The sequence below is a fragment of the Collinsella aerofaciens genome (assembly GCF_902501475.1).
Taxonomy (GTDB): Bacteria; Actinomycetota; Coriobacteriia; order Coriobacteriales; family Coriobacteriaceae; genus Collinsella; species Collinsella aerofaciens_AL.
The window spans coordinates 174,388-194,902 of the sequence record NZ_CABWIF010000011.1; the positions used below are offsets into that span (position 1 = coordinate 174,388).

Sequence of the window (20,515 nt, forward strand, 5' to 3'; positions counted from 1 at the left end):
GCCCGAAAAACACGGGTAGGATATCGGCATTGCCTTACAACTATACTCGGTTAGTCACAGAACGGGAACGTAAGTATGCGCTGCCTTATCATCCACAACCCGGCATCGGGCCCCAGCTCAGATGAAATCTACGCATTCACGCACGCCCTCGCGCAGAGCGGCGACGAGGTCGTGATGCGTTTTATCGGCGATGGCATGGAGCCCGAGGATGCCGTGGCAGACGTGCGCGAGTTTGATCGCGTGGTCGTTTCGGGCGGCGACGGCACCGTCTCCAACGTGCTCGACCAGATGCGCGGATGCGGTGTCCCCACGCTCGTCTTCCCCTCCGGCACAGCCTGCCTGTTCTTCAACAACATCGGCAATGCCCCCGAGGCAGCGGCGCTCGCCAAGGCCTGCCGTGCCGGTCGCACGGTCAAAGTGGACATGGGCGAGCTCTTTTGGCTCGACGAGAACGGCAACGAGAAGCGCCACGGCTTTATCATCATCGCCGGCTCGGGCTTCGACGCCGAGATCATGATGAAGGCCGCCCCCACCAAAAACGACATCGGCGAGATCGCCTACTTCCTCTCCGCGCTCGCCACGCCCAATCCCACGGTGGCGCACTTTACGATTGAGCATGACGGCATTGTCGAGGAGCTCGACGGCATCTGCTGCATGGCCGGCAACACCTCGGTCATCCAAAACGACATCAACCTGTTCCCCGACTGCCGTATGAACGATGGCATGGTCGACATTGCGGTCATCGAACCCGTAAAAACTGTGCAGCTTCTACCGACTGTGATCACCGCCGCACTCGACCCCGCCGGCAAGGTACTCGGCCGCCCGCAGTTCAAGATCATCCAGACCAAGGAAGCCAAGATCACCTGCACCCCGTCGCTGGGCATGCAGTTCGATGGCGAGATTATCTCCAGCAATTCGGGCGTCTTTGGAGCCCGCGCGCTTCCGCAATGCCTCGACCTCATCGTCGACGAATTCTCCCCACTCGGAAAATAGGAGGACCCTATGAACGACAATCCCCTGCTCGGCTTTATCATCATCGTTTTGGCCATGCTCGTCGGCTATGCGATCAACGTGATCCACCGCCGGAAGAAGTAATTCCACATTGGTATGATATTCATCCAATTATCGTCTCCCCTGCTGTTTATGCATTTGTCAAACAGCGGGGGGATTTTCATTTCGGGCATTCCAGCTACTTTATTCGGCTACAGTAATCACAGGGCGTCTTTATTAAAGTAAAGCTACAAACTGAGTATAATTAACCACTCATCGCATATTTCATTACGCTTATCGAGTAAGTTTCTTTCATAGATGAATATTGTTTCCAGTTCGTTACGCTAATGGGGTGTCTTTATTGGCTGAAGCCCTCTGGCGACAGAGGGCTTTCGCACGCTGGGAGGGAAAAAGAGAAAAACTCACCCCGTCAACGCGCTCAAGAAGCTAGGCATAGGCCTCGCCTTTGGAGCTGCAACCATCATGTCTATGCCGACGTCTGCGCTCGCCTGCACGCAGATGTACATGGGCAAGAACCTTACGGCCGACGGTAACACGTACTATGGCCGTGCTGAGGACTACCGCAAGCGTTACCTCAAGCACTTTGGCATCGAGCCTTCGTTTGGCCCTGGTCACACCTACAGCTCGGATGAGTCTGCATTCGTGTATACCTCGACCAAGACCTCGTATCGCTACACCTATGTGCGTGACCACCCCAGTCAGTGGGACGAGCGCTGGGATGCCTACTCCGAGGCTGGCATCAACGAGAAGGGTGTCTCCTGCTCCGCCACGCTGACCACCTACATGAATGCAGCTGCCAAGGCTGCGGACCCCCTGACCGATACTGGCATTGGCGAATATAGCTACGGCAGCGTAATCTTGGGCGAAAGCGCCACGGCACGTGAGGGTGTCGAACTCCTCGGCAAGATCATCGACGACCAGGGCGCCTGCGGCAACGACCAGATTATCATCTCCGACAACAATGAGACCTGGCTGTTCGCCGCACTTTCCGGCCATCAGTGGATCGCCATGAAGCTCACCGATGACATCGCCTCGCTTAACCCCAACATCGGCAACCTCAACTACAAGGTTGACCTCAACGACACCGAGAACTGCCTCCACTCCGAGGGCATCGAATCTATGCCCAAGGAGAAGGGCTTCGCCAAGTACTTCGATGATGGCCAGTTCGACGTTGCCCAGACCTACGGCGAGGAAATTAGCGAAAATGCCATGCACTCTTGGGCACGTTATGTCCAGGGTCGCGCTTACTTCGATGCGCCGCTCACCGAGGGCACCGACTATAAGATCGTAAAGGACACGCGCGAAAACGCCCGCGCCACGACCGGCGCTCTGCCCTTCGAGGCACAGCCCCTGTTCTTCCAGCCTGGCAAATCCAACTGGAACACCTTTGAGATGATCCGCGCGTTTGGCAACCGCGGCGAGAAGGCCCCGGGCCTCAACGCCAACACCGACGGCGCCTACGCCATCGGTACCGAAAGCAACAGCGAGATCAACCTCTTCCAGATTCACGATGGCCTCGATCCCGAGATCGCAACCATCCAATGGGAAATGCTCTCCCGCGCCGCGTACTCCGTCGCCATCCCCTTCTACTCCGCACTGCTCACCGAGATTAGCCCGTATTTCAGCGACCAGACCGTCTCCTACGATCACTGCAAAGAGACGGACATCGTAAACAACGAAGAACCCGAGAACTCCATCAATTACGTCCTCATGGACATCAGCTCCCTCTGCTTCGAGTATCCCGAGCTGCTCGGCGTCAACGTCCGCACCTACCTCGACGCCCTCCAGAACGAGCTCGTCGAGCAGAACTTGGAAGTCGACGAGGTCATGCAGGCCACCGAGGGCACCGAGGCCCGTACCGCCCTGGCAAACAAGGCCGGCAATGCTGCCACCGAGAACACCTACGTCAAGTGCAAGGCCTTGCTCCAGGAGATGCGCGCCTATCTGAAGGCTGAGAACTTCGACCAGCCCTTCACTCCGAGCGATCTGAACACTGAGACCAACGGCCTCAAGGTGTCCATCACCTACGCCAAGGACGCTCTTGCCACCGATCCGGTCACCCCGGATCAGCCCGGCACTCCTGAGCAGCCTGGCACTCCCGAGCAGCCCGCTAAGCCCGAGCAGCCCGCTAAGCCCGAGCAGCCGGCCGCCAAGCCTGAGAAGCCTGGCAAGTCCGATACCACGACCACGGTAACCACTAACAAGACGAACACCAAGGGCGGCCTGCCCACCACTGGCGATCGTTTTGATGGCCGCATGGTGGCCGCATTCGCCATCGCTGGCGTTGCCGTCATCTCCGTGGGCGGTTACTTCCTCTACCGTCGCAATAAGGAGTAACGTCTTAGCTGAGCGGGCGGGGCACATGAGTCACCACGCCCGCTCAGCCCGCTCTTTTGACCGGCAGGAAACCCGCCTGAAATCTTTTCAAAAAAGATTTCCCCGCACACACTTTGCTGTGCTATAGTGCAGCGCAACAGCAACTAGGTGCGACCGCGCCATGGCATCACGAAAGGAGCCACCAACATGAAGAACACAATGAAGTCTCTCAACAACTGGTGGTGGCGTGATGCGAATACGATCGGTCGACAGTGAGTCCCTCACGCCTGTTTTTGCGCTCTAGGTGATTGGAAGGCCTCCGGTTTCGACCGGGGGCCTTTTTCTATCTCGAGCCCGATTGCATTCGCATCACGCGCCTCCGTTTTTCTCTTGCACTCCCATTCCGAAAGGATTTTCACCATGTCTCAGAACACCACCGCCACCCAGCCCCGCACCGTCCAGACCGCCGACCGTGGCAAACTCGATGTCCGCGCCCTCGTCCTGCTTGCCATCCTGCTCGCCGCCGGCTTCATCCTCAACTTCACCGTCGGCAAGGCCATCTCGGGCATCTCGGGCGGCATGATCAGCCCCGAGTTTATCATCTCGGCCTTCTGCCTCACCATCCTGGTCGTTCGTCCCAACATCGGCCAGGCGCTTGTCATTGGCCTCATCTCGGCTGCCGTGATCCAGATCACCACCACTTCGCCGTTCGTCGATTTTGCCGCCGAGGGCATCGCCGCCATGCTCATGGCCGGCATCGTCAACGCCGCCGGCAAGAACGGTCAGGTCAAGCCCGCCATCGCTATTGTCGCAACCTTCCTGACCACCTTTGTCTCCGGCGTCATCTTCATGGTCATCAAGATGGCCATGCTCGGCGTGGTAGGCGAGCTCGCCGCCGCCATGTTGCCCGTCGTCGCCATGACCGCCGTCTTTAACGCCATTCTGGTCGGCGCCCTCTACCTGCCCATCCAGAAGGCTCTTAGGCTCAACTAACCCGCTCGGCTTTACGAGCCACCCCATCTTGGCGTTCATTCGTCGCTCGCGTACCCAAGTACGCTTCGCTCCTCTTTCGCGCCAACCTGGGGCCCCTCGTAAAGCCGTCTCCGTGCTCCATTATTCATAATTAATCCCCTTTTCGATTTAACCCCTTTCGTGGGGGTCTAGGACACTCTTATCTGAAATCCCACCTTAAGGAGAACATCATGGCCGCCAACACTCAGGCTCGTACTATTTCTGCCAACGCCACTGCCGACAAAGGCATCCTCGATATCACCTCGCTGGTCCTGCTCGCCGTCCTGCTTGCCGCCGGCTTTATCCTCAACATGACCGTAGGCAACGCTCTTGCCGCGACGGGCATCAAGCCGCAGTTCATCATTACCGCCTATGCCCTAGCCATCGCGCTCACGCAGGCGAACTTTGCCCAGGCCGCCATCTTTGGCATCCTATCAGCCGCCGTTATCCAGATCACCACGTCAATCCCTGGCCTCAACTTTGTCACCGAGCTTGCCGGCGCGCTGACGATGGCAGCGCTCGTCAAGTCAAACATCGGCGGCAGCAAGGTCAACCCCTTCATCGCCGGTCTGCTCACCACCCTGGTTTCGGGTGCCCTCTTCGCCGTCCTGGGCACCGTCATCATGGGCGCCGCGCTGCCCACGGCGCTCGCCAAGGTGCCCATCGTGCTCGGCACTGCTGTCTTCAATGCCATCGTGGTCCAGGCCCTCTTCTTCCCCCTCCGCAAGGTGCTCAACAAATAGCCTGATATGATGAACGGGCCGCAACTTCACGGCCCCGTCATCAAAGACTGTCCCAAACGACTAGCTCTTGGGGACGTTCTTTTAGCTCTTGGGGACGTTCTTAAACGACTAGTCATTAAAGAACGTCCCCAATGACTATGAAAGGTATCTATGGAAACGATCATCAACGTCGACGATGTCTCGTTCTCCTATGGCACGCAGACCGAGCAGGCGCTCAGCCACATCTCGCTCAGCGTGAACAAGGGAGATTTCATCGGCATCATCGGGCCCTCGGGCGCCGGCAAGTCCACGCTTGCCGCCTGCCTGTCGGGCGCCGTGCCCCACCACTACACCGGCACGTTCTTTGGGTCCGTCATGGTCGACGGCCACGACACCTGCGAAGTCTCGCTCACCGACGTGTCGCAAATCGTCGGCAGTGTGCTACAGGATATCGACACGCAGATGGTCGCTTCGGTCGTCGAGGACGAGATGCTCTTTGGCCTCGAGAACTTTGGCGTTCCCCACGACCAGATCGAGCAGCGCGTGAGCGAAACTCTCGAGACCGTCGGCATCAGCGACCTGCACGACCGCGAGATCGCCACCCTCTCGGGCGGACAGAAGCAAAAGGTAGCCATCGCCGCCATCCTCGCCATGCGTCCGCGCGTCTTGGTTCTCGACGAGCCCACCGCGGCACTCGACCCCGCCAGCTCCACGTTGGTCTTCGAGACGCTGCGTGAGGCAAACCGCGCACTTGGAATCACCATCGTCGTCGTCGAGCAAAAGGTCGCCCTGCTCTCGGAGTACTGCAACCGCGTGCTCGTGCTCAACCATGGCGAAATCGCGCTGCAGGGCGAGCCACACGAGGTCTTCGCGCATACCGACGAGCTCCGTGCCATCGGCGTCGACTGCCCTCGCGTCACGCGTATCTTCAATAGCTTCGAGGCCGATGGCCTGGTAAGCGGTACCCCCTGCTTGGATGTCGATGAGGCTGAGCGCCTGATTTCGGGCATCGTCGACCCCGCACACGCGGCTATCGAAGCCCAGGCGCCCGCCGGTTCCCCGCATGCACCGTCGTTGCGCCCTCATGCCAAGGACGCCGAACCCGTACTCACCTTTGACCATGCTGAGTTTGCCTATCCCAATGGCGGCGCCGCCGTGCATGACCTTAGCCTGACGCTCTATCCTGGCGAGCTCGTGGGCATCGTCGGCCAAAACGGCGCCGGCAAGACTACGCTCACCAAGCTGCTCATGGGCCTGCTTAAGCCTTCCTCGGGCAGCGTACGCGTTACGGGCCTGGACACTGCCGCGGTCCCCACGAGCCGTATCGCCCGCGAGGTCGCGACCCTCTTCCAAAACCCCGACCGCCAGATCTGCAAGGACACCGTGCTCGACGAGGTCGCCTTTGGCTTGGAGCTTGGCGGCATGGACCGTGCCGAGGCTCTGCGTCGTGCTCAACTCGTCATCGACCGCTTTGGCTTGCCGGCCGACGAGGCGCCCTTCTCGCTCTCGCGCGGCCAGCGACAAATGGTGGCGCTTGCCTCCGTCGTAGTGGTTGAGCCCAAGATCGTCGTGCTCGACGAGCCCACGAGCGGCCTTGATTACCGCGAGTGCATGACCGTCATGGAAACGGTGCGCACCATGGCCGAACGCGGTTGCGCCGTTATCATGGTCTGCCACGATATGGAAGTCGTCTCGGATTTTGCCGAGCGCATTGTGGTAATGGCCGACGGTCGCATCCTCGACCGCGGCCGCACGCACGAGCTATTCTCGAACATCGATCTCATGCGGCGTGCCTACGTGGAGCCTCCCCAGGTTATTGAACTCTCGCGCCGTCTGGTATCTTCCGTCTCGCCCGCTTTTGCGCAGGTGAGCGAGGTCACCGATGTCGTTCGCATTACCGAGGAGATGGTCCACCGTGGTTAACGTCATCGACTACATGCCGGGTGACACGCTGCTGCATCGCCTGAACCCCGTCGTCAAACTGGGCCTCGCTGCCGCCATCATCGTCGGCATCTTCTTGTCCGACGCCTACGTGGCGCTGCTGGGCTTTTTGGCACTCACCCTTGCGCTGGGTGCCTATGCCGGCGTCGTCGACCGTCTGTTCTCGCTGCTCAAGTTGCTGATTCCGCTCGCGCTTATCATGCTGGTGCTCCAGCTGGCCTTTATGCGCGATGGCAACGTGGTGTGGGGCTTTATCACCGACACGGGTCTCATCACAGGATCGAAGGCCTGCCTGCGCCTGCTGGGTGTGGCGCTACCACTCATCCTCATGCTCATGGTGACCAAGCTCAACGACCTTGCCAACGCCTGCGTCGAGGTGCTGCACGTGCCGTATCGCTATGCCTTCACCTTTACCACGGCGCTGCGCTTTGTTCCGGTGTTTGGTCAGGAGATGAACGCCATCATGGAGGCGCAGACCGCGCGCGGCGTCGAGTACGACACCAAGAACCCCATCAAGAAGCTTAAGCTCATGCTGCCACTGTGCGTGCCACTGCTCATCTCGAGCGTGGGCAAGACCGATGCCACAGCCTTGGCGGCAGAACAGCGCGGCTTCTATCTGCGTACGCGCGCCAGCTCGTACAAGCGCTACCCCATCAAGGGCCTAGACATCGCCGTGCTCATCGTCAGCATCGTCCTCATCGCCATCGGCTTCCTGTTCTAGTTCACCACCGACAGCAACCGCCCAACGCAAAAGGCCTCGGCTCACACCAAACGAGCCGAGGCCTTTACTGTTTCACCAGATAAAACCTACCAAAATTAACCTGTCCCTTTTTGGCGGGTCGGAAGCTAGAGGCGGTAGGGGGCGCCGCTACGGATGATGGATTCGCGCACCAGGACATCCATGGCGTCGAGGGTGATCTCGGGCATCTCTCGGTACTTCTGCAGCACCGAGAGCTCGGTGCAGGCCAGAATGACGCGGTCGCAGCCGCTACGGGCGAACTCCCACATCACGCGGTCGAACTTATCCATATCGGGCTCACGTCCGGCCTTCACATCATCGTAGATAAGCGACATCACATCGTTCTGACGTTTCTCGCTGGGATAGACGACCTCAACACCCGCAGCCTTACATTCGCGGCCGTAGACGCCCGCGCCCACGGTGCCATCGGTGCCCATGATGCCGATCTTATGCACCGGCTCGGCCGGCATACTCAGGTTGGGGTCGAACTCGCACTCCCCCATCACCGCACCGGCCAGAGCATAGCGCACCGACTCACGCGGCATGTGGATAATCGGCACCTTCGTAAACGACTGGATCTGGTCATAGAAGTAGTGTGACGTGTTGCAGGGAATGGCAATGTGTGCACAGCCCAGCGACTCGAGTGCCTGGGCGCACTCTTTCATGGTCGCCAGCAGTTTGGCATGCTCGCCGGTCTTAATGGCCAGCGTGCGGTCGGGCATGGTCGACTTGGAGAGTACCACCATGTCGATATGTTCCTGATCGCAGGCAGCAGCCGTATGACGCACCACCTGGTCGTAGTAATACGACGTGGCCTCGGCGCCCATGCCGCCGATAACTCCCAGCTTTTCCATCGCCGCCTCCTTGGTGACGCTTGCGCAATTGCGCGTATCATACCCGCGCCCGCCCGATGCAAACCGGACGGGCGCCGCGCTCATCTACTTGTAATACGTCTTGAACAGCTTAAAGTGGCGCAGCTTGGTGTGCCACATGCGCAGCCAGCGGTTAAAGACAAAGTCGCCCTTCATAAACGAAGGGTCGGCGCCCTTGCCTTCCTTGTCCAGGCGATGCACCTTAGCGCGCAGCTCGGGATCCTTGACGTACTTGTCGACGACGCCCATGGGGACGACCATCCACAGGGCCTCGTCCTGAGCCGTCACAAACTCCGGCTCAAACGGACGGTTGAACACATACTCGTCCACCACATACTTGGCAACGTTAAAGCCGCTGTTGGTAACGTAGTAGTTGCTGCGGCCCTGGCGCGTGTTGAAATCGAAGAACTTAAACGAGCCGTCGCGCTCGTCGTACTTTACGTCAAAGTTGGAATAGCCCACAAAGTGAAGGTCCTCGAGCAACTTGCGCACGCCGCCCATGAGCTCGTCGTTGGGCTCGGTAACGATACAGGCATGGTTGCCGACACCGTGGGGCTGATGCTCCTCGAGCAGCACATGGCCCAGGCACATCATGCGGACCTTACCGTTGCGGTCGGAATAGCTGGTGAGCACGCGCATGTACTCGTCGTTGCCGGGCACGCGATCCTGCAAGATCAGGTCGTCGGTGTAGCCGCTGGCATACGAGTCGCGAATGACCTGTTCCAGCTCGGCGCGGTCGGCAATCTCATAGGCCTTCTTCTGGCCCTCGAACTCATGCTGCCACCACATGATGCCATCAGAAGGCTTCAGAATCATCGGGTAGGGAAAATCGATCTGGTCGAGCACTTCGGCAGGCGCCTCACCCTGGGCATTGAGCATCGCCTTGGTAAAGGTAAACGTGTGCGGATAGGGCACGCCATGCTTCTCGCACAGCTCGTAGAAGATCTCCTTCTTCTGGCACTGCTCGAGCATGCTGTAGGGCGCGTAGGGAGCGACGATGTTATCCGCCAGCTCATGGGCATCCTTGGCCTGAGCCACGAGAGCGACATAGTTGTCGCCGCAGCCCACAAGGACAATAGTCTTGTCGGCATGCGCTTGGGCAATGCCGTTGACGGTTTTGAGCATCACGGGCATGGTGTCGATATCCACGTTGGGCGTGTAGTCGATAATCTGGCTGCGGTACGCGGGACCCGTCTGATACTTGCCAAAGACCAGACTCTTGACCTGGTACTCCTCGTAGAAGGCGCGCGCCACCGAATAGGCGTTGATGTCGCCACCAAGCAGCACGGGAATGAACTCGCGCTCTGTAAATTGCAATGCCATGGAAACTTCCTATCATGAACTGCCCACACAACGGGCGGTCTTTGCGCAACTGATTTATTCTAGCGTGCCAAGCCGCCGGCGCCCAAAGCTCCACCGTATCTATGGCAATCGACGTAATCGTCCAGCACGAAGACGGCGCCCACCGTTGTATGACAATGGGCAATGAACCTACCGTTGTTGTAGGATTCAGCGTATTGACATCTTCGAGCGAAAGGCGCACACGTGCCCCAAGACCATCCGACCGATAATCCCATCCTCAATGCCGCGAGGCGCGAGCTGGCGGAACGTGCGAAAGCGACCGCTCCCCTGTGCACGGCAAACGACGCCTACAACGGACCCGCCCGCATCGTCTCGATCAACACGTCGGCACACAAGGGCACGCGCAAGTCGCCCGTCGCCGACGGGCACGACACCGTTATAGAGCAATTTGGCCTCGCCTCCGACGCACACGCCGGGCATTGGCACCGCCAGGTTTCCTTTTTAGCTGCAGAGTCTATCCAGACGGCGCAGGCGCGCGGGCTCGATGTGCACGAGGGCGACTTTGGCGAGAACTTCACAACCCGGGGCATCAACCTGCTCTCGCTCCCCTTGGGCACACAGCTCAAGCTTGGCAGCGAGGTGCTTGTCGAAATCAGCCAAATCGGCAAGGTCTGCCACACACGCTGTGCCATCTACTATCTCGCCGGCGACTGCATCTTTCCCCACGAGGGCGTTTTTGGCGTGGTACTAAAGGGCGGAGAGGTCTACGCCGGCGACGATATCCAGGTAATCAAACTCGGCGACGGCACCTGTTCGTTCACCCCCGCCGAGGCCCTCGAAGAGATTGAGCAGGCTCGCCAGAAGGGCACGCTGTAGTTATAAAACCCCACGTTGAGATGGCTTTTACAGCCCAAAACTCCTCTCAAACAGGGCTCTGTAACGTTAAAGTTGAACTCTATGGTTTCTCAACAATTCATCATAACTGCAGGTCAAAGCCAAAGCCTCAAGTTCAACTTGACCCTTTGGGACCTTTAAGGTTCAAGTTGAGGTCGAAAGCAGTAGTAGAATACCGTTCGAACCATAACCTACGATTGATTGCAGAGGGACTGGATGCAGCATTCGAATCATCGCACCGCAGCGCTCATTGCGTCGAAGCCGGCTCGTATCATCACGAGCGCCGCGCTCGCCGTTGCGCTGACGGCCACGCCGATGCTCTCCCCCGTTGCGGCGTATGCCGCCTCGCAGGCAACGCAGGACCAGCTTTCCGCAGCCCAGCAGAAGATCGAAGCCGCCACGAGCGCCTACAACGACGCCCGCACCAAACTCGATGACCTGCAAAAGCAGATTGACTCCAATGAGGCAAGCATCGAGGAAATTGAGGCCAAGCTTCCCGAGCAGCAGGCCAAGGCAAGCTCCGCCATGCGCGATCTGTACAAGTATCAGAAGGGCACCAATCCCATCGTGAGCTTCCTGGTCAACGCACAGAGCCTGGGTGAGTTCATCACGACCTGCAAATACACCAACCAGATCACGAGCTCGAGCGTCGACGAGATCGAACAGCTCAATAACATGCAAACCGAACTCGAGCAGAACAAGGCTGAGCTCCAGCAGGCCAAGTCTCAGCTTGAGGCAGAGCAGAAAAACGCCGAGGATGCGCTGGCACAGGCCCAGCAGCTCCGCAGCGAGGCACAGGCAAAAGCCGAGCAGGAAAATGCCGCCGAGCTTGCCAAGCTTGAGGCCGATAAGGCCGCTGCCGCCGAGAAGCTCTCGGGCGAGGGCGTAAGCGGCAGCAATTCCAGCAGCCAGGCCACCAACACCAACACCACCATCGACACCACGGTGAACAACGCCAATACCGGTAGCTCCGATTACGATTCGTTCATTAATGAGTGGACGAGCCGCATCGACAATTATCTCGCCGGCTCCCCCATGGCAGGCCAGGGCTATAACTTTGCCGTCGCCGCTTGGAATACCGGTGTCGATCCCCGTTGGTCCCCCGCCATCGCCTGCATCGAGAGCACCAAGGGTGCTTATTGCGCCAATTCTTACAACGCCTGGGGCTGGAGTGCCCGTGGCGGCGGTTGGCGCAGCTTTGGCAGCTGGAGCGAGGGCATCTCCGCCCACGTTGCCTATCTGGGCGCCAACTACGGCTCCACCCTTACCCCGGCAGCGGCCAAAAAGTACTGCCCGCCCACGTGGCAGGACTGGTACAACAAAGTCGCCGCTCAGATGAACCGCATCTAAGTGCAACTGCAAAGGGCCCCAATGGGGCCCTTTTCTTTTAGGTGGCGGAAGTATCGACGACGCCGGTCGCATTGGCAACCGCGACTATGACAATCATGCATAAGAGCAGCACACCCAATGCCTTGAGCCAGAGTTTCGCGAGTTTCTTGCCGCGATAGCTGTCGAGCAGTGCGAATCGCCGACGAAGACGGCGCTTATCGAACAGCGCAAAATGCATAAGCACCATAAGGCCATCGACAAAGAAAAAATACTCGATTATGAGAAGCCACGTCGGGTAGCTTTGGTTTGCTCCCGTGGGGTGAAAGACGGCAAAGTAACTTCCGGCAAAGAACACAAGCAGCAAGAAGCAGACGAGCGTATTCCAAATGCGCCCCAGAGACTCCGGAACGCGAGAGAGCAGACCGCATGCAGCGGAGGCGGCAGGCCTAGGAAGCCCTGCGGGGTTCTGGAGCCCTTGGGACGCCAACACCGTCTCCGAGGCCGGAGTACGGACAGGCGCAGGCGCAGGAGGCCGCACGGGGCGACTCAGATCGTATGCCGCGCGCGTCGCCCGTCCCAACGCTTCCGCGCTCGCAAAACGTTTGGTCGGGTCAAGCGCCATCGACATGCAGATGACATCGGCAAGTGGAGTGGGAATGCCGCGCGCCTCGCATTGCTCGCGCATGTCGAGCCCTGGTTTAGGGTCGACTCCCGTCAAGCAGAAGAACAACAGAGCGCCAAGTGCGTAGACGTCGCTGCGCACACTCGTCTGCCCAAACCCATACTGTTCGGGCGGCGCATAGGGTCGCGTGCCAAACTTGACGGTGTCGGCATCGGCGCCATCGCGCCATACGCGCGCGATCCCCAAGTCGATAATCACCAGCGATGAAAATGTCAGGCCGTCATCAGGCGTATAGTTGGCACCCGTCACGATGATATTCGACGGCTTGAGGTCGCGATGGATCACCGACGCCGACGTCTCCCCCGCCATTGCAAAACCGGCATGGAGCTCGCCCACGGCATCGCATAGGACAGGATACATTTCGTGCGCATAATCGGGGGTGGCTCCCAGACGGTCCACCAGCGCCCCGAGCGTCTCCCCTTCGATGTATTCCATAACCACGTTGAGCTCGTCGCCCACACGACGACAATCGACGATTCTGGGCAGGTGCTCAAAACGCCTGCCTGCCCGCTGAGCGGCAAACAGGCGCTCGTATGCCCCGCCGATTTGAGCCGAAGCATCGATACGTTTACGGACAAAGGGACCGAGCGAACCACCGCCGGTTCCTTCAAAGTACACGAGCTCGGTTGTTTCAACGGACGAGCGCTTAAGTACTCGCTCCACGCGATAGCTGTCGTCGCGATCGAGCGACGCCAAGTGCTCGGCAAGCGCTGCGGTCAGCTCGTCATCGGAATATGTTGGGGTCTGAGTATCCATAGCCTCCATCATAGCGCAGGGCGCAGACACCCCATGGCATCCACGCCCCGTTCGTTTGCATCGTTGTTCGGCAGCTACGCCGGCTCAGATATCAGCCGCTAACTCACCGTCTCCTCGCCAAAGCGATACAGCTCCTCGTTGACCTTTTGGAGGCTGCACCCGCGATCGATGCAAAAAATGATAATCGCATCGCGGCGGTCCTTGCAGTTAAGGACGCTTACCCCGGCAGCCGTCAGCGCACGGTTGGTTTCTTTGAGCGTCAGCGCCATCGCAAAGGCAATCTGCAGCACCTTATTGCGGCTCGGATGCCGCGCACCGGTAAAGATCTGATAGCCAAAGGTCACATTGAGATCGGCCATACGAACCACGCGCGAGCGCTCCAAGCCCTTTTCCTGCAGTAGCTACTTCAGGTAGTTCGAAAGCGACGGGGCGGCAAAGTCGTGTTCTTTGATATAGCCATCGATGTTTGGCGCGTCGAGAAGCTCATTGAGCAACTCGTCAGTCAGCTTTTTATCGGGCATACGACTTCACCTCCCATACGGCGCAACGGTAGCGACATGCTAGGCCAACACCCAGCCTGCAGTGGCAGACTTATCAAACATGTTGGCAAAATACAGTGCCTTCTTGATATCGCCATCAAAGTAGATATTGCCCGCCACAGAGCCACCAGCGGCAAGGGTACCAGACTGCAGCTCATCGGAGCCCTCGCTGTAGTAACCCTGATTCTGCTGAGCGCCGTTGGCGTCCTCGCCCTTCCAGTCGTAGATGTTGTAATCTGCGCCCTCATCGCCATTGTTGACGTACGTGACGTGAATGCCCGTCATGGTCGAACCGTCATAATTTGTGAGGCCGGGCTGGACGGAATCGACAACGACGGAAAGACCGGCAGCCGTGGTCACCGTCGCACCAACCGCCAGGTCAGTCGTAGACTGCTCTTCCTTCTTCGCCTCTTCCTTCTTGTCGCCATCGCCAGCGTCCTCGGTGACGGTCGCCTTATCGCTACCACAACCGGTAAGAAGACCGGCAGTCCCCAAGGCGACGGTGGCGAATGCGCCCAGTGCAGCGCGACGGCTCAGCAGCACTTCGTTTTCAAGCTTTTTCATCATGCATCCTTCCTACGATCCGGCTACCGTGCCGGCACACAGCACATCGTAGGAAGGATTAAACTTGAATTCATTAGCTGAGAGCTAAGGCTGCGGTAAACGGCCAATGCAGTTATCCAAACGCCGAGCAAACGCACTTTGCGCAACCGTCTGCTGGCAGTGCATCAACCCACCGTGACGGATTCCCCGGTAAAGGTGCTCACAAGTAACAAGATAAAGAACGCCAGATAACTGATACTCAATAGGTAGGTGACAACCAAAAAGATGGCCCATCCGACATTGGTTTTACCGTCGGCACGGCGTTTCTCGCGATTGCGGCAAAGCCAAATCGTCACGCCAATGGCCACAATCAGCAACACGAGTGCCGCTGCTGCCAACCCGGCAAGCGCAAACATCACGCCAATGCTCACAGCGATGACCGGAAGCAGCAGCAAACCGCACCCGCATCCACCCGGACTATATACGGCAGACTGTCGGCGTCGCCTCATCGCCGCGCCACCCCCATCATCTTTGAGCACTACAGTGCGATAGCCTGCTGAACAGGAACGATCTTGTCGAGTTCCGGTTCGATCCGCCTTTTCTCGGCCTCAAGGTCAAACGCCACCTGAGCGCGCAGCCAATAACCATCCGTCAGGCCAAAATAACGGCAAAGACGGAGGTCGGTGTCGGCCGTCACGCGACGTTTTCCCAAGACAATCTGCCCGATACGCTGAGCCGGAATCCCAGTCTCTTTCGCAAGGCGATATTGAGAAATGCCCATGGGAACAAGAAACTCCTCTTTGAGAAGCTCACCAGGAGTCACCGGCGACAGCAAATCGGCCGAAGTCTCATCACTTGTGATAATCGACGATTTCGACATTCCAAGCCATCTCCTGTCTCCACTCAAAACAGACCCGATAGCGCTCGTTAACACGGATGCTATATTGACCGGCACGATCGCCCTTCAAAGCTTCCAGGCGGTTGCCCGGTGGAACGCGAAGATCATCAAGCGAAGCACAAACCTGCAGTTGGCGAATCTTCCTCAACGCAACACGCTCAAAGGGCACGACCCTCCTGACCCGCACACCCATGGCAAAGCGTTCGGTATCCTCATCTTTATACGATGCAATCATAGTATCGCCTTACGTTAGTAACGTCAAACGTTTCTATAGACTTACATCTCTATTATATCGTACGTTTGTTCGTGTTTTCTAGAACAAATAGTCCTTTGCGCCTTAGTCAAGCAAAAGCAATCGTTTGTAGACATCGAGGCCTTTGAGAAGGATTTCCTCGCCGAAGAGCATGCTATCGGTATGCAGAGCGCTTGTGGCATAGGCGGGGCAGCCATCCGAATCACTCGGGTTGTCTTGGCCCTCTGGCACGCCCGTGCCCAGCAAGAAGAACACGCCCGGCAGATGACGCTGATAGAAGGCAAAGTCCTCGGCAATTAGCAGCGGTTCATCAACGAGCTGCAACCCGGGCAAGGCAGGTGTGATGTTGGCAAACAGCTCGGGGTCGTTATCAACCGGTGGATAACCCTCGGCAAAGTCGAGATCATACGTGCAGCCCGTTGCGGTGCACGCCTCGTCGAGCACACGGCGTACGCCCTCGCGCGCACGGTCGAACATGTCGTCCGTAAACACACGCAAGCTACCGGCAACATGGGCCTCCCCCGCCACCGCATTGCAGACGGTGCCTGCCTGCAGCAGGCCGAACTTGCCAATGCAGGGCTCGTCGGTGCCCAGCTCGTCCATCAGTTCGCGCTCGGCAACCAAGAACTTGGCAGCCGCCAGCGCCGCATCGTGCGACTCCTCGACCGGAACGCCATAGGTCTTAGCGATATGGATGCTCGTCCCGTGAATATGAATGTGTGTCTCACTCGAACGCGCCAGCAGCGGACCGGAACAACTCGCCAACGTGCCGGCAGGCAGATCGGGCCACACATGGAAGCCAAAAATGCGGTCAGCCCCATAGCGCTCGAACACACCGCTCTCGCATACCGTCTTGGCACCACCGGTCGTTTCCTCGGCCGGCTGGAACACAAAGAGAACGTTGCGCCTAATGGCGCCCGGCTGCTCGCGAATCGTACGGTCGACATACGTCGCGGCGGCAAGTGCCATGGCCATGTGTCCGTCATGTCCGCAAGCGTGCATCTTGCCGGGATGGATCGAGGCAAAGGCCGCTCCCGTCGCCTCCGCGATGGGCAGCGCATCCATATCGGCGCGAATCGCCGTGGCACGCGCGGCACCAACGCCAGCGTCGAAGAAAGCGCAGACGCAGCTGGGACACGGATGGGTCACTTCGCAGGTGAGCGGTGCCAGCACGCCCTCGATATAGGCAATGGTTTGCGGAAGATCGAAATCGAGCTCCGGAATGCGATGGAGATCGCGGCGATAGCGACGGAGTTCTTGGAGCTCGGTCATAGAGGATCCCTTCGTGAGGCACATCTGTTGCAACTTATTGTGATACAGGATTGTGGCGCACATGTTTCCAGCATATCCCTGCATTTTTTAAACGTTATATACGAATACTCTTGTTTGGTAAAGTGCAACATGGTAGGGTCGTTACCACTTGATAGAGGCGCGGGCACGAAGAACCGCGGGCGAGCCAGCAGGCTTTGACCCCGTGGGGAGGCGAAACCCGCCGAACTGGGTTTTTCGGGCACGAACAACCTGGTGGGCCTGTGGGAAACACCCACAGGACTGTCTGCAGCAATGCGGGAGCGCTATCCGGACATTGGGTCCACGCTATGCGGATTCGATGCGCAGATGGCGCCGTCTGGATAGCGAGGTTTACGGGACATGGCATTGACCCCCAACGAGGCATATGCGGCCAAGCAGCCGTTTGTGGACAAGGAGACACTCGAGCATATCGTCGAGCAGTTCCCCACGCCGTTTCATCTATACGACGAGGCAGGCATCCGCCGCAACATGCAAGAAGTGCGCGACGCCTTTGCATGGAACCCGGGCTTTAAGGAATACTTTGCCGTCAAGGCCAACCCCAACCCGGCGCTCATCTCCATTCTCAACGAATACGGCTGCGGCTGCGATTGCTCGAGCTATACCGAGCTTATGATCGCCCGCTCACTGGGTATCACGGGACACGACATCATGTTCTCGTCCAACGACACGCCGGCTGCCGACTTTGAGCTCGCCGACAAGCTGGGTGCCATCGTCAACTTTGACGACATCAGCCACATCGAGTTCTTTGAGCGCGTTGCGGGGCCCATCCCCAAGACGGTCAGCTGCCGCTTTAATCCAGGCGGCCTGTTCCAGCTCTCCAACGGCATCATGGACAACCCGGGCGACTCCAAATATGGCATGACCACCGAGCAGCTCTTTGAGGCCTTCCGCATGCTCAAGGCCAAGGGCGCCGAGAATTTTGGCATCCATGCCTTCCTTGCCAGCAACACCGTCACTAACGACTACTATCCCAAGCTCGCACGCATCCTCTTTGAGCTCGCCGTGCGCTTGGAGCGCGAGACCGGCGCACACGTCGCCTTCATCAATCTGTCCGGCGGAGTCGGCATCCCCTACCTGCCCGAGCAGCAGGCCAACGACATTCACGCCATCGGCGAGGGAGTACACGCGGCATACGACGAGATTCTGGTTCCCGCCGGCATGGGCGATGTGGCCATCTGCACCGAGATGGGCCGCTTTATGATGGGCCCCTACGGCTGCCTGGTCACCAAGGCCATCCACGAGAAGCAGATCTACAAGGACTATATCGGTGTCGATGCAAGTGCCGTCGATTTGATTCGCCCTGCCATGTATGGCGCCTACCACCACATTACGGTGATGGGTCAGCCAGACGGTCCCGATAAAACCGCAGCCCCCGTCACGAACACGTACGACATCACGGGCAATCTGTGCGAGAACAATGACAAGTTCGCCATCGACCGCGAGCTTCCGCATATCGACATGGGCGACCTGCTCGTGATTCACGACACCGGCGCGCATGGCCACTCTATGGGCTACAACTACAACGGCCGCCTGCGCTCCGCCGAGGTCCTGCTGCGCCCCGATGGCTCGGCAGACCTCATTCGCCGCGCCGAGCGCCCGGGCGATTACTTTGCCACGCTCGACGTGCTGCCGTGCGGCCGCGAGCTGCTGGCCAAATCGCGCGCCGAAAGCGCCCGCCGTCGCGCTCAGGACGAGCGCCTAGCAGTCGCCGCCCAATGGAACAAACGCGTCCAGATCGCGGAAGCGAAGGAGAAGAACATGGATATCCGCAATCTCGAGGGCTCAATCGTCGCCCTTGTCACGCCGTTTAAAAAGGACGGCAGTGTCGACTTTGACGCGCTTGAGCGCCTTATCGATTTCCACCTGCAAAATGGCACTGACGCCATCCTCACCCTGGGCACCACCGGTGAGAGTGCCACGATGACCGATGACGAGGACAACTCCGTCGTCGCCGCTGTGGTCAAGCATGTTGCAGGACGCGTCCCCGTTATTGCCGGCTCGGGCTCCAACTCCACGCAGACCATGCTCACCAAGTCGCTCACCTATCAGGGCCTGGGCGCCGACGGCCTGCTGCTCATCACCCCCTACTACAACAAGTCCAATGAAGAGGGTATCTATCAGCACTTTAAGACCGTCGCCGATGCCGTGGACATCCCCTGCATCCTGTACAACATCCCCGGCCGCTGTGGCTGCGGCATCAGCGAGCGCAACGTAGAACGCCTGGCCGCGCACCCCAACATCATGGGTATTAAGGAGGCCTCGGGCAACGTCGCCTACGCGGCCAAGATCGCCCACCTGCTGTCAGACGACTTCCGCATGTACTCGGGCGAGGACGCGCTTACCGTACCGCTCATGAGCCTGGGCGCCTCGGGCACCATCAGCGTGTGGGCCGATGTTCAGCCGCAGCTCGTGCACGACATGTGCCGCGCCTATCTGGACGGTGACGTGGCACGCGCCCGCGATATCCAGATTGCCGGCCAGCCGCTCATCAATGCCCTCTTTAGCGAGGTCAACCCCATCCCCGTCAAGGAAGCGCTCGCCCAGATGGGCATGATCGAGTCAAACTACCGTATGCCGCTGTGCCCCATGGCAGACGACACGCGAGCCGCACTTACCGATGCTCTGAAGGGAGCTGGTCTGCTTGATTAAGACCGTCATTATGGGAACGGGCCGCATGGGCTCGCTCATCCGCACCACCGCCGAGGGCACCGTTGATGCCGCCGGTCAGCCCGTTTTTGATATCGTCGCCCAGATCGGTTTTGATCTGTCCGAGCTCGAGAGCGCCCCGGCGGCCGACGTTATCATCGACTTCTCGAACGTCGTGACCTTCGATGCCGTCGTCGCCTATGTCGAGCGCACGGGCGCCGCGTTGGTCTCGGGCACCACGGGCTATACGCCCGAGCAGATGGACCGCCTGCGTGAGCTGGGCCAGAACACCCGCGTTATGCACTCGGGCAATTACTCCATCGGCATCGCAGCCCTGCGTCATCTAGTGGCCCAGGCCACACGCGAGCTGCCCGGATTTGACTGTGAAATCGTCGAGACGCACCATAACCAAAAGGTCGACGCCCCCAGCGGCACTGCCAAGTTGTTGCTCGACGCCGTCGTCGAAGCTGAACCCGAGGCAGGCTACCACCCCGTCTATGGCCGCGAGGGCATGTGCGGCGCGCGTGACCCCAAGGAGATCGGCATGCACTCGCTGCGCGGGGGCACCGTCGCCGGCGTGCACGAGGTGAGTTTCTTTGGCCAGGACGAGGAGGTCACGCTCACCCACCGCGCCACGAGCCGTCAGATCTTTGTCAACGGCGCCCTGGCAGCCGCGCAGAAGCTCGTCGCCCGCGAACCCGGCTTCTACACCTTCGACCAGGTCATGTTTGCCTAACCAGGTATCAACCG

The 20,515-nt window shown here is 59.1% G+C and carries 19 protein-coding genes and 1 riboswitch; of the genes, 10 read left to right on the forward strand and 9 right to left on the reverse strand.

The features are described from left to right. The first annotated feature begins 75 nt into the window (after positions 1-75). The 6 genes from GDJ93_RS03640 (at position 76) to GDJ93_RS03665 (ending at position 7,722) form a co-directional block, all read left to right on the forward strand. Positions 76-993 carry a diacylglycerol/lipid kinase family protein gene (locus tag GDJ93_RS03640; RefSeq protein WP_152067776.1) on the forward strand — a complete coding sequence of 306 codons (918 nt, stop codon included), beginning with the start codon at positions 76-78 and terminating at the stop codon, positions 991-993. A gap of 480 nt (positions 994-1,473) precedes the next feature. Then, entirely contained in the window at positions 1,474-3,348 is a 1,875-nt protein-coding gene (locus tag GDJ93_RS03645) for a C69 family dipeptidase (protein ID WP_152067777.1), read from the forward strand. Positions 3,349-3,747: 399 nt separating this feature from the next. Beyond that, positions 3,748-4,320 (forward strand): hypothetical protein, encoded by a 573-nt coding sequence (locus GDJ93_RS03650; RefSeq protein WP_118260341.1) that lies wholly within the window; start codon positions 3,748-3,750, stop codon positions 4,318-4,320. Between the two features lie 209 nt (positions 4,321-4,529). Further along, a complete protein-coding gene (locus GDJ93_RS03655) occupies positions 4,530-5,081 on the forward strand; it encodes a hypothetical protein (protein WP_152067778.1) in 552 nt (183 codons plus the stop codon). Positions 5,082-5,231: 150 nt separating this feature from the next. Beyond that, on the forward strand, positions 5,232-6,983 hold the full coding sequence (locus GDJ93_RS03660; RefSeq protein WP_152067779.1) for an ABC transporter ATP-binding protein: 1,752 nt from the start codon (positions 5,232-5,234) through the stop codon (positions 6,981-6,983). Beyond that, on the forward strand, positions 6,976-7,722 hold the full coding sequence (locus tag GDJ93_RS03665) for an energy-coupling factor transporter transmembrane component T family protein (protein WP_152067780.1): 747 nt from the start codon (positions 6,976-6,978) through the stop codon (positions 7,720-7,722). Before GDJ93_RS03660 ends, GDJ93_RS03665 begins: the two co-directional genes overlap by 8 nt. Before the next feature lie 125 nt (positions 7,723-7,847). Here the strand turns inward: GDJ93_RS03665 and GDJ93_RS03670 are convergent, their stop codons facing one another. Continuing rightward, complete coding sequence (locus GDJ93_RS03670; RefSeq protein WP_040358337.1) at positions 7,848-8,594, reverse strand: aspartate/glutamate racemase family protein; 747 nt, start codon at positions 8,592-8,594, stop codon at positions 7,848-7,850. A gap of 84 nt (positions 8,595-8,678) precedes the next feature. Then, on the reverse strand, positions 8,679-9,935 hold the full coding sequence (locus tag GDJ93_RS03675) for a carboxylate--amine ligase (RefSeq protein WP_152067781.1): 1,257 nt from the start codon (positions 9,933-9,935) through the stop codon (positions 8,679-8,681). A 222-nt stretch (positions 9,936-10,157) separates the two neighbouring features. On the opposite strand from GDJ93_RS03675, the gene GDJ93_RS03680 reads away from it, so the two are divergent. Together GDJ93_RS03680 and GDJ93_RS03685 are read left to right on the forward strand one after the other, a co-directional pair. Beyond that, entirely contained in the window at positions 10,158-10,790 is a 633-nt protein-coding gene (locus GDJ93_RS03680) for an MOSC domain-containing protein (RefSeq protein WP_226812443.1), read from the forward strand. Positions 10,791-11,024: 234 nt separating this feature from the next. Further along, complete coding sequence (locus GDJ93_RS03685) at positions 11,025-12,158, forward strand: coiled-coil domain-containing protein (RefSeq protein ID WP_006234328.1); 1,134 nt, start codon at positions 11,025-11,027, stop codon at positions 12,156-12,158. Positions 12,159-12,195: 37 nt separating this feature from the next. Here the strand turns inward: GDJ93_RS03685 and GDJ93_RS03690 are convergent, their stop codons facing one another. The 7 genes from GDJ93_RS03690 to GDJ93_RS03720 form a co-directional block, all read right to left on the reverse strand. Continuing rightward, on the reverse strand, positions 12,196-13,575 hold the full coding sequence (locus GDJ93_RS03690; protein ID WP_193221434.1) for a serine/threonine protein kinase: 1,380 nt from the start codon (positions 13,573-13,575) through the stop codon (positions 12,196-12,198). A 98-nt stretch (positions 13,576-13,673) separates the two neighbouring features. Next, the gene (locus tag GDJ93_RS03695) at positions 13,674-13,958 is read right to left on the reverse strand and encodes a hypothetical protein (protein ID WP_226812444.1); all 285 of its coding nucleotides are present in this window, start codon (positions 13,956-13,958) and stop codon (positions 13,674-13,676) included. Between the two features lie 177 nt (positions 13,959-14,135). Further along, positions 14,136-14,678: a DUF4352 domain-containing protein gene (locus tag GDJ93_RS03700; RefSeq protein ID WP_226812445.1), complete on the reverse strand. Its 543-nt coding sequence runs from the start codon at positions 14,676-14,678 to the stop codon at positions 14,136-14,138. Between the two features lie 164 nt (positions 14,679-14,842). Beyond that, positions 14,843-15,112, reverse strand: coding sequence for a hypothetical protein (locus tag GDJ93_RS03705; RefSeq protein ID WP_152067784.1), 270 nt, complete (start codon positions 15,110-15,112; stop codon positions 14,843-14,845). 83 nt (positions 15,113-15,195) lie between these two features. After that, positions 15,196-15,537, reverse strand: coding sequence for a HigA family addiction module antitoxin (locus GDJ93_RS03710; RefSeq protein WP_050766086.1), 342 nt, complete (start codon positions 15,535-15,537; stop codon positions 15,196-15,198). Then, on the reverse strand, positions 15,509-15,790 hold the full coding sequence (locus tag GDJ93_RS03715) for a type II toxin-antitoxin system RelE/ParE family toxin (protein ID WP_152067785.1): 282 nt from the start codon (positions 15,788-15,790) through the stop codon (positions 15,509-15,511). The genes GDJ93_RS03710 and GDJ93_RS03715 overlap by 29 nt, the downstream gene beginning before the upstream one ends. Positions 15,791-15,892: 102 nt before the next feature. Continuing rightward, positions 15,893-17,080, reverse strand: a complete 1,188-nt coding sequence (locus tag GDJ93_RS03720) for an N-acetyldiaminopimelate deacetylase (RefSeq protein WP_226812446.1) — start codon at positions 17,078-17,080, stop codon at positions 15,893-15,895. 144 nt (positions 17,081-17,224) lie between these two features. Continuing rightward, positions 17,225-17,393, forward strand: a riboswitch (Lysine riboswitch). A gap of 65 nt (positions 17,394-17,458) precedes the next feature. Between GDJ93_RS03720 and dapA the strand changes: the two genes are divergently transcribed. Continuing rightward, a complete protein-coding gene (dapA, locus tag GDJ93_RS03725) occupies positions 17,459-19,768 on the forward strand; it encodes a 4-hydroxy-tetrahydrodipicolinate synthase (RefSeq protein ID WP_152067786.1) in 2,310 nt (769 codons plus the stop codon). Next, entirely contained in the window at positions 19,761-20,501 is a 741-nt protein-coding gene (gene dapB / locus GDJ93_RS03730) for a 4-hydroxy-tetrahydrodipicolinate reductase (protein WP_226812447.1), read from the forward strand. The genes dapA and dapB overlap by 8 nt, the downstream gene beginning before the upstream one ends. Positions 20,502-20,515: the final 14 nt, after the last annotated feature.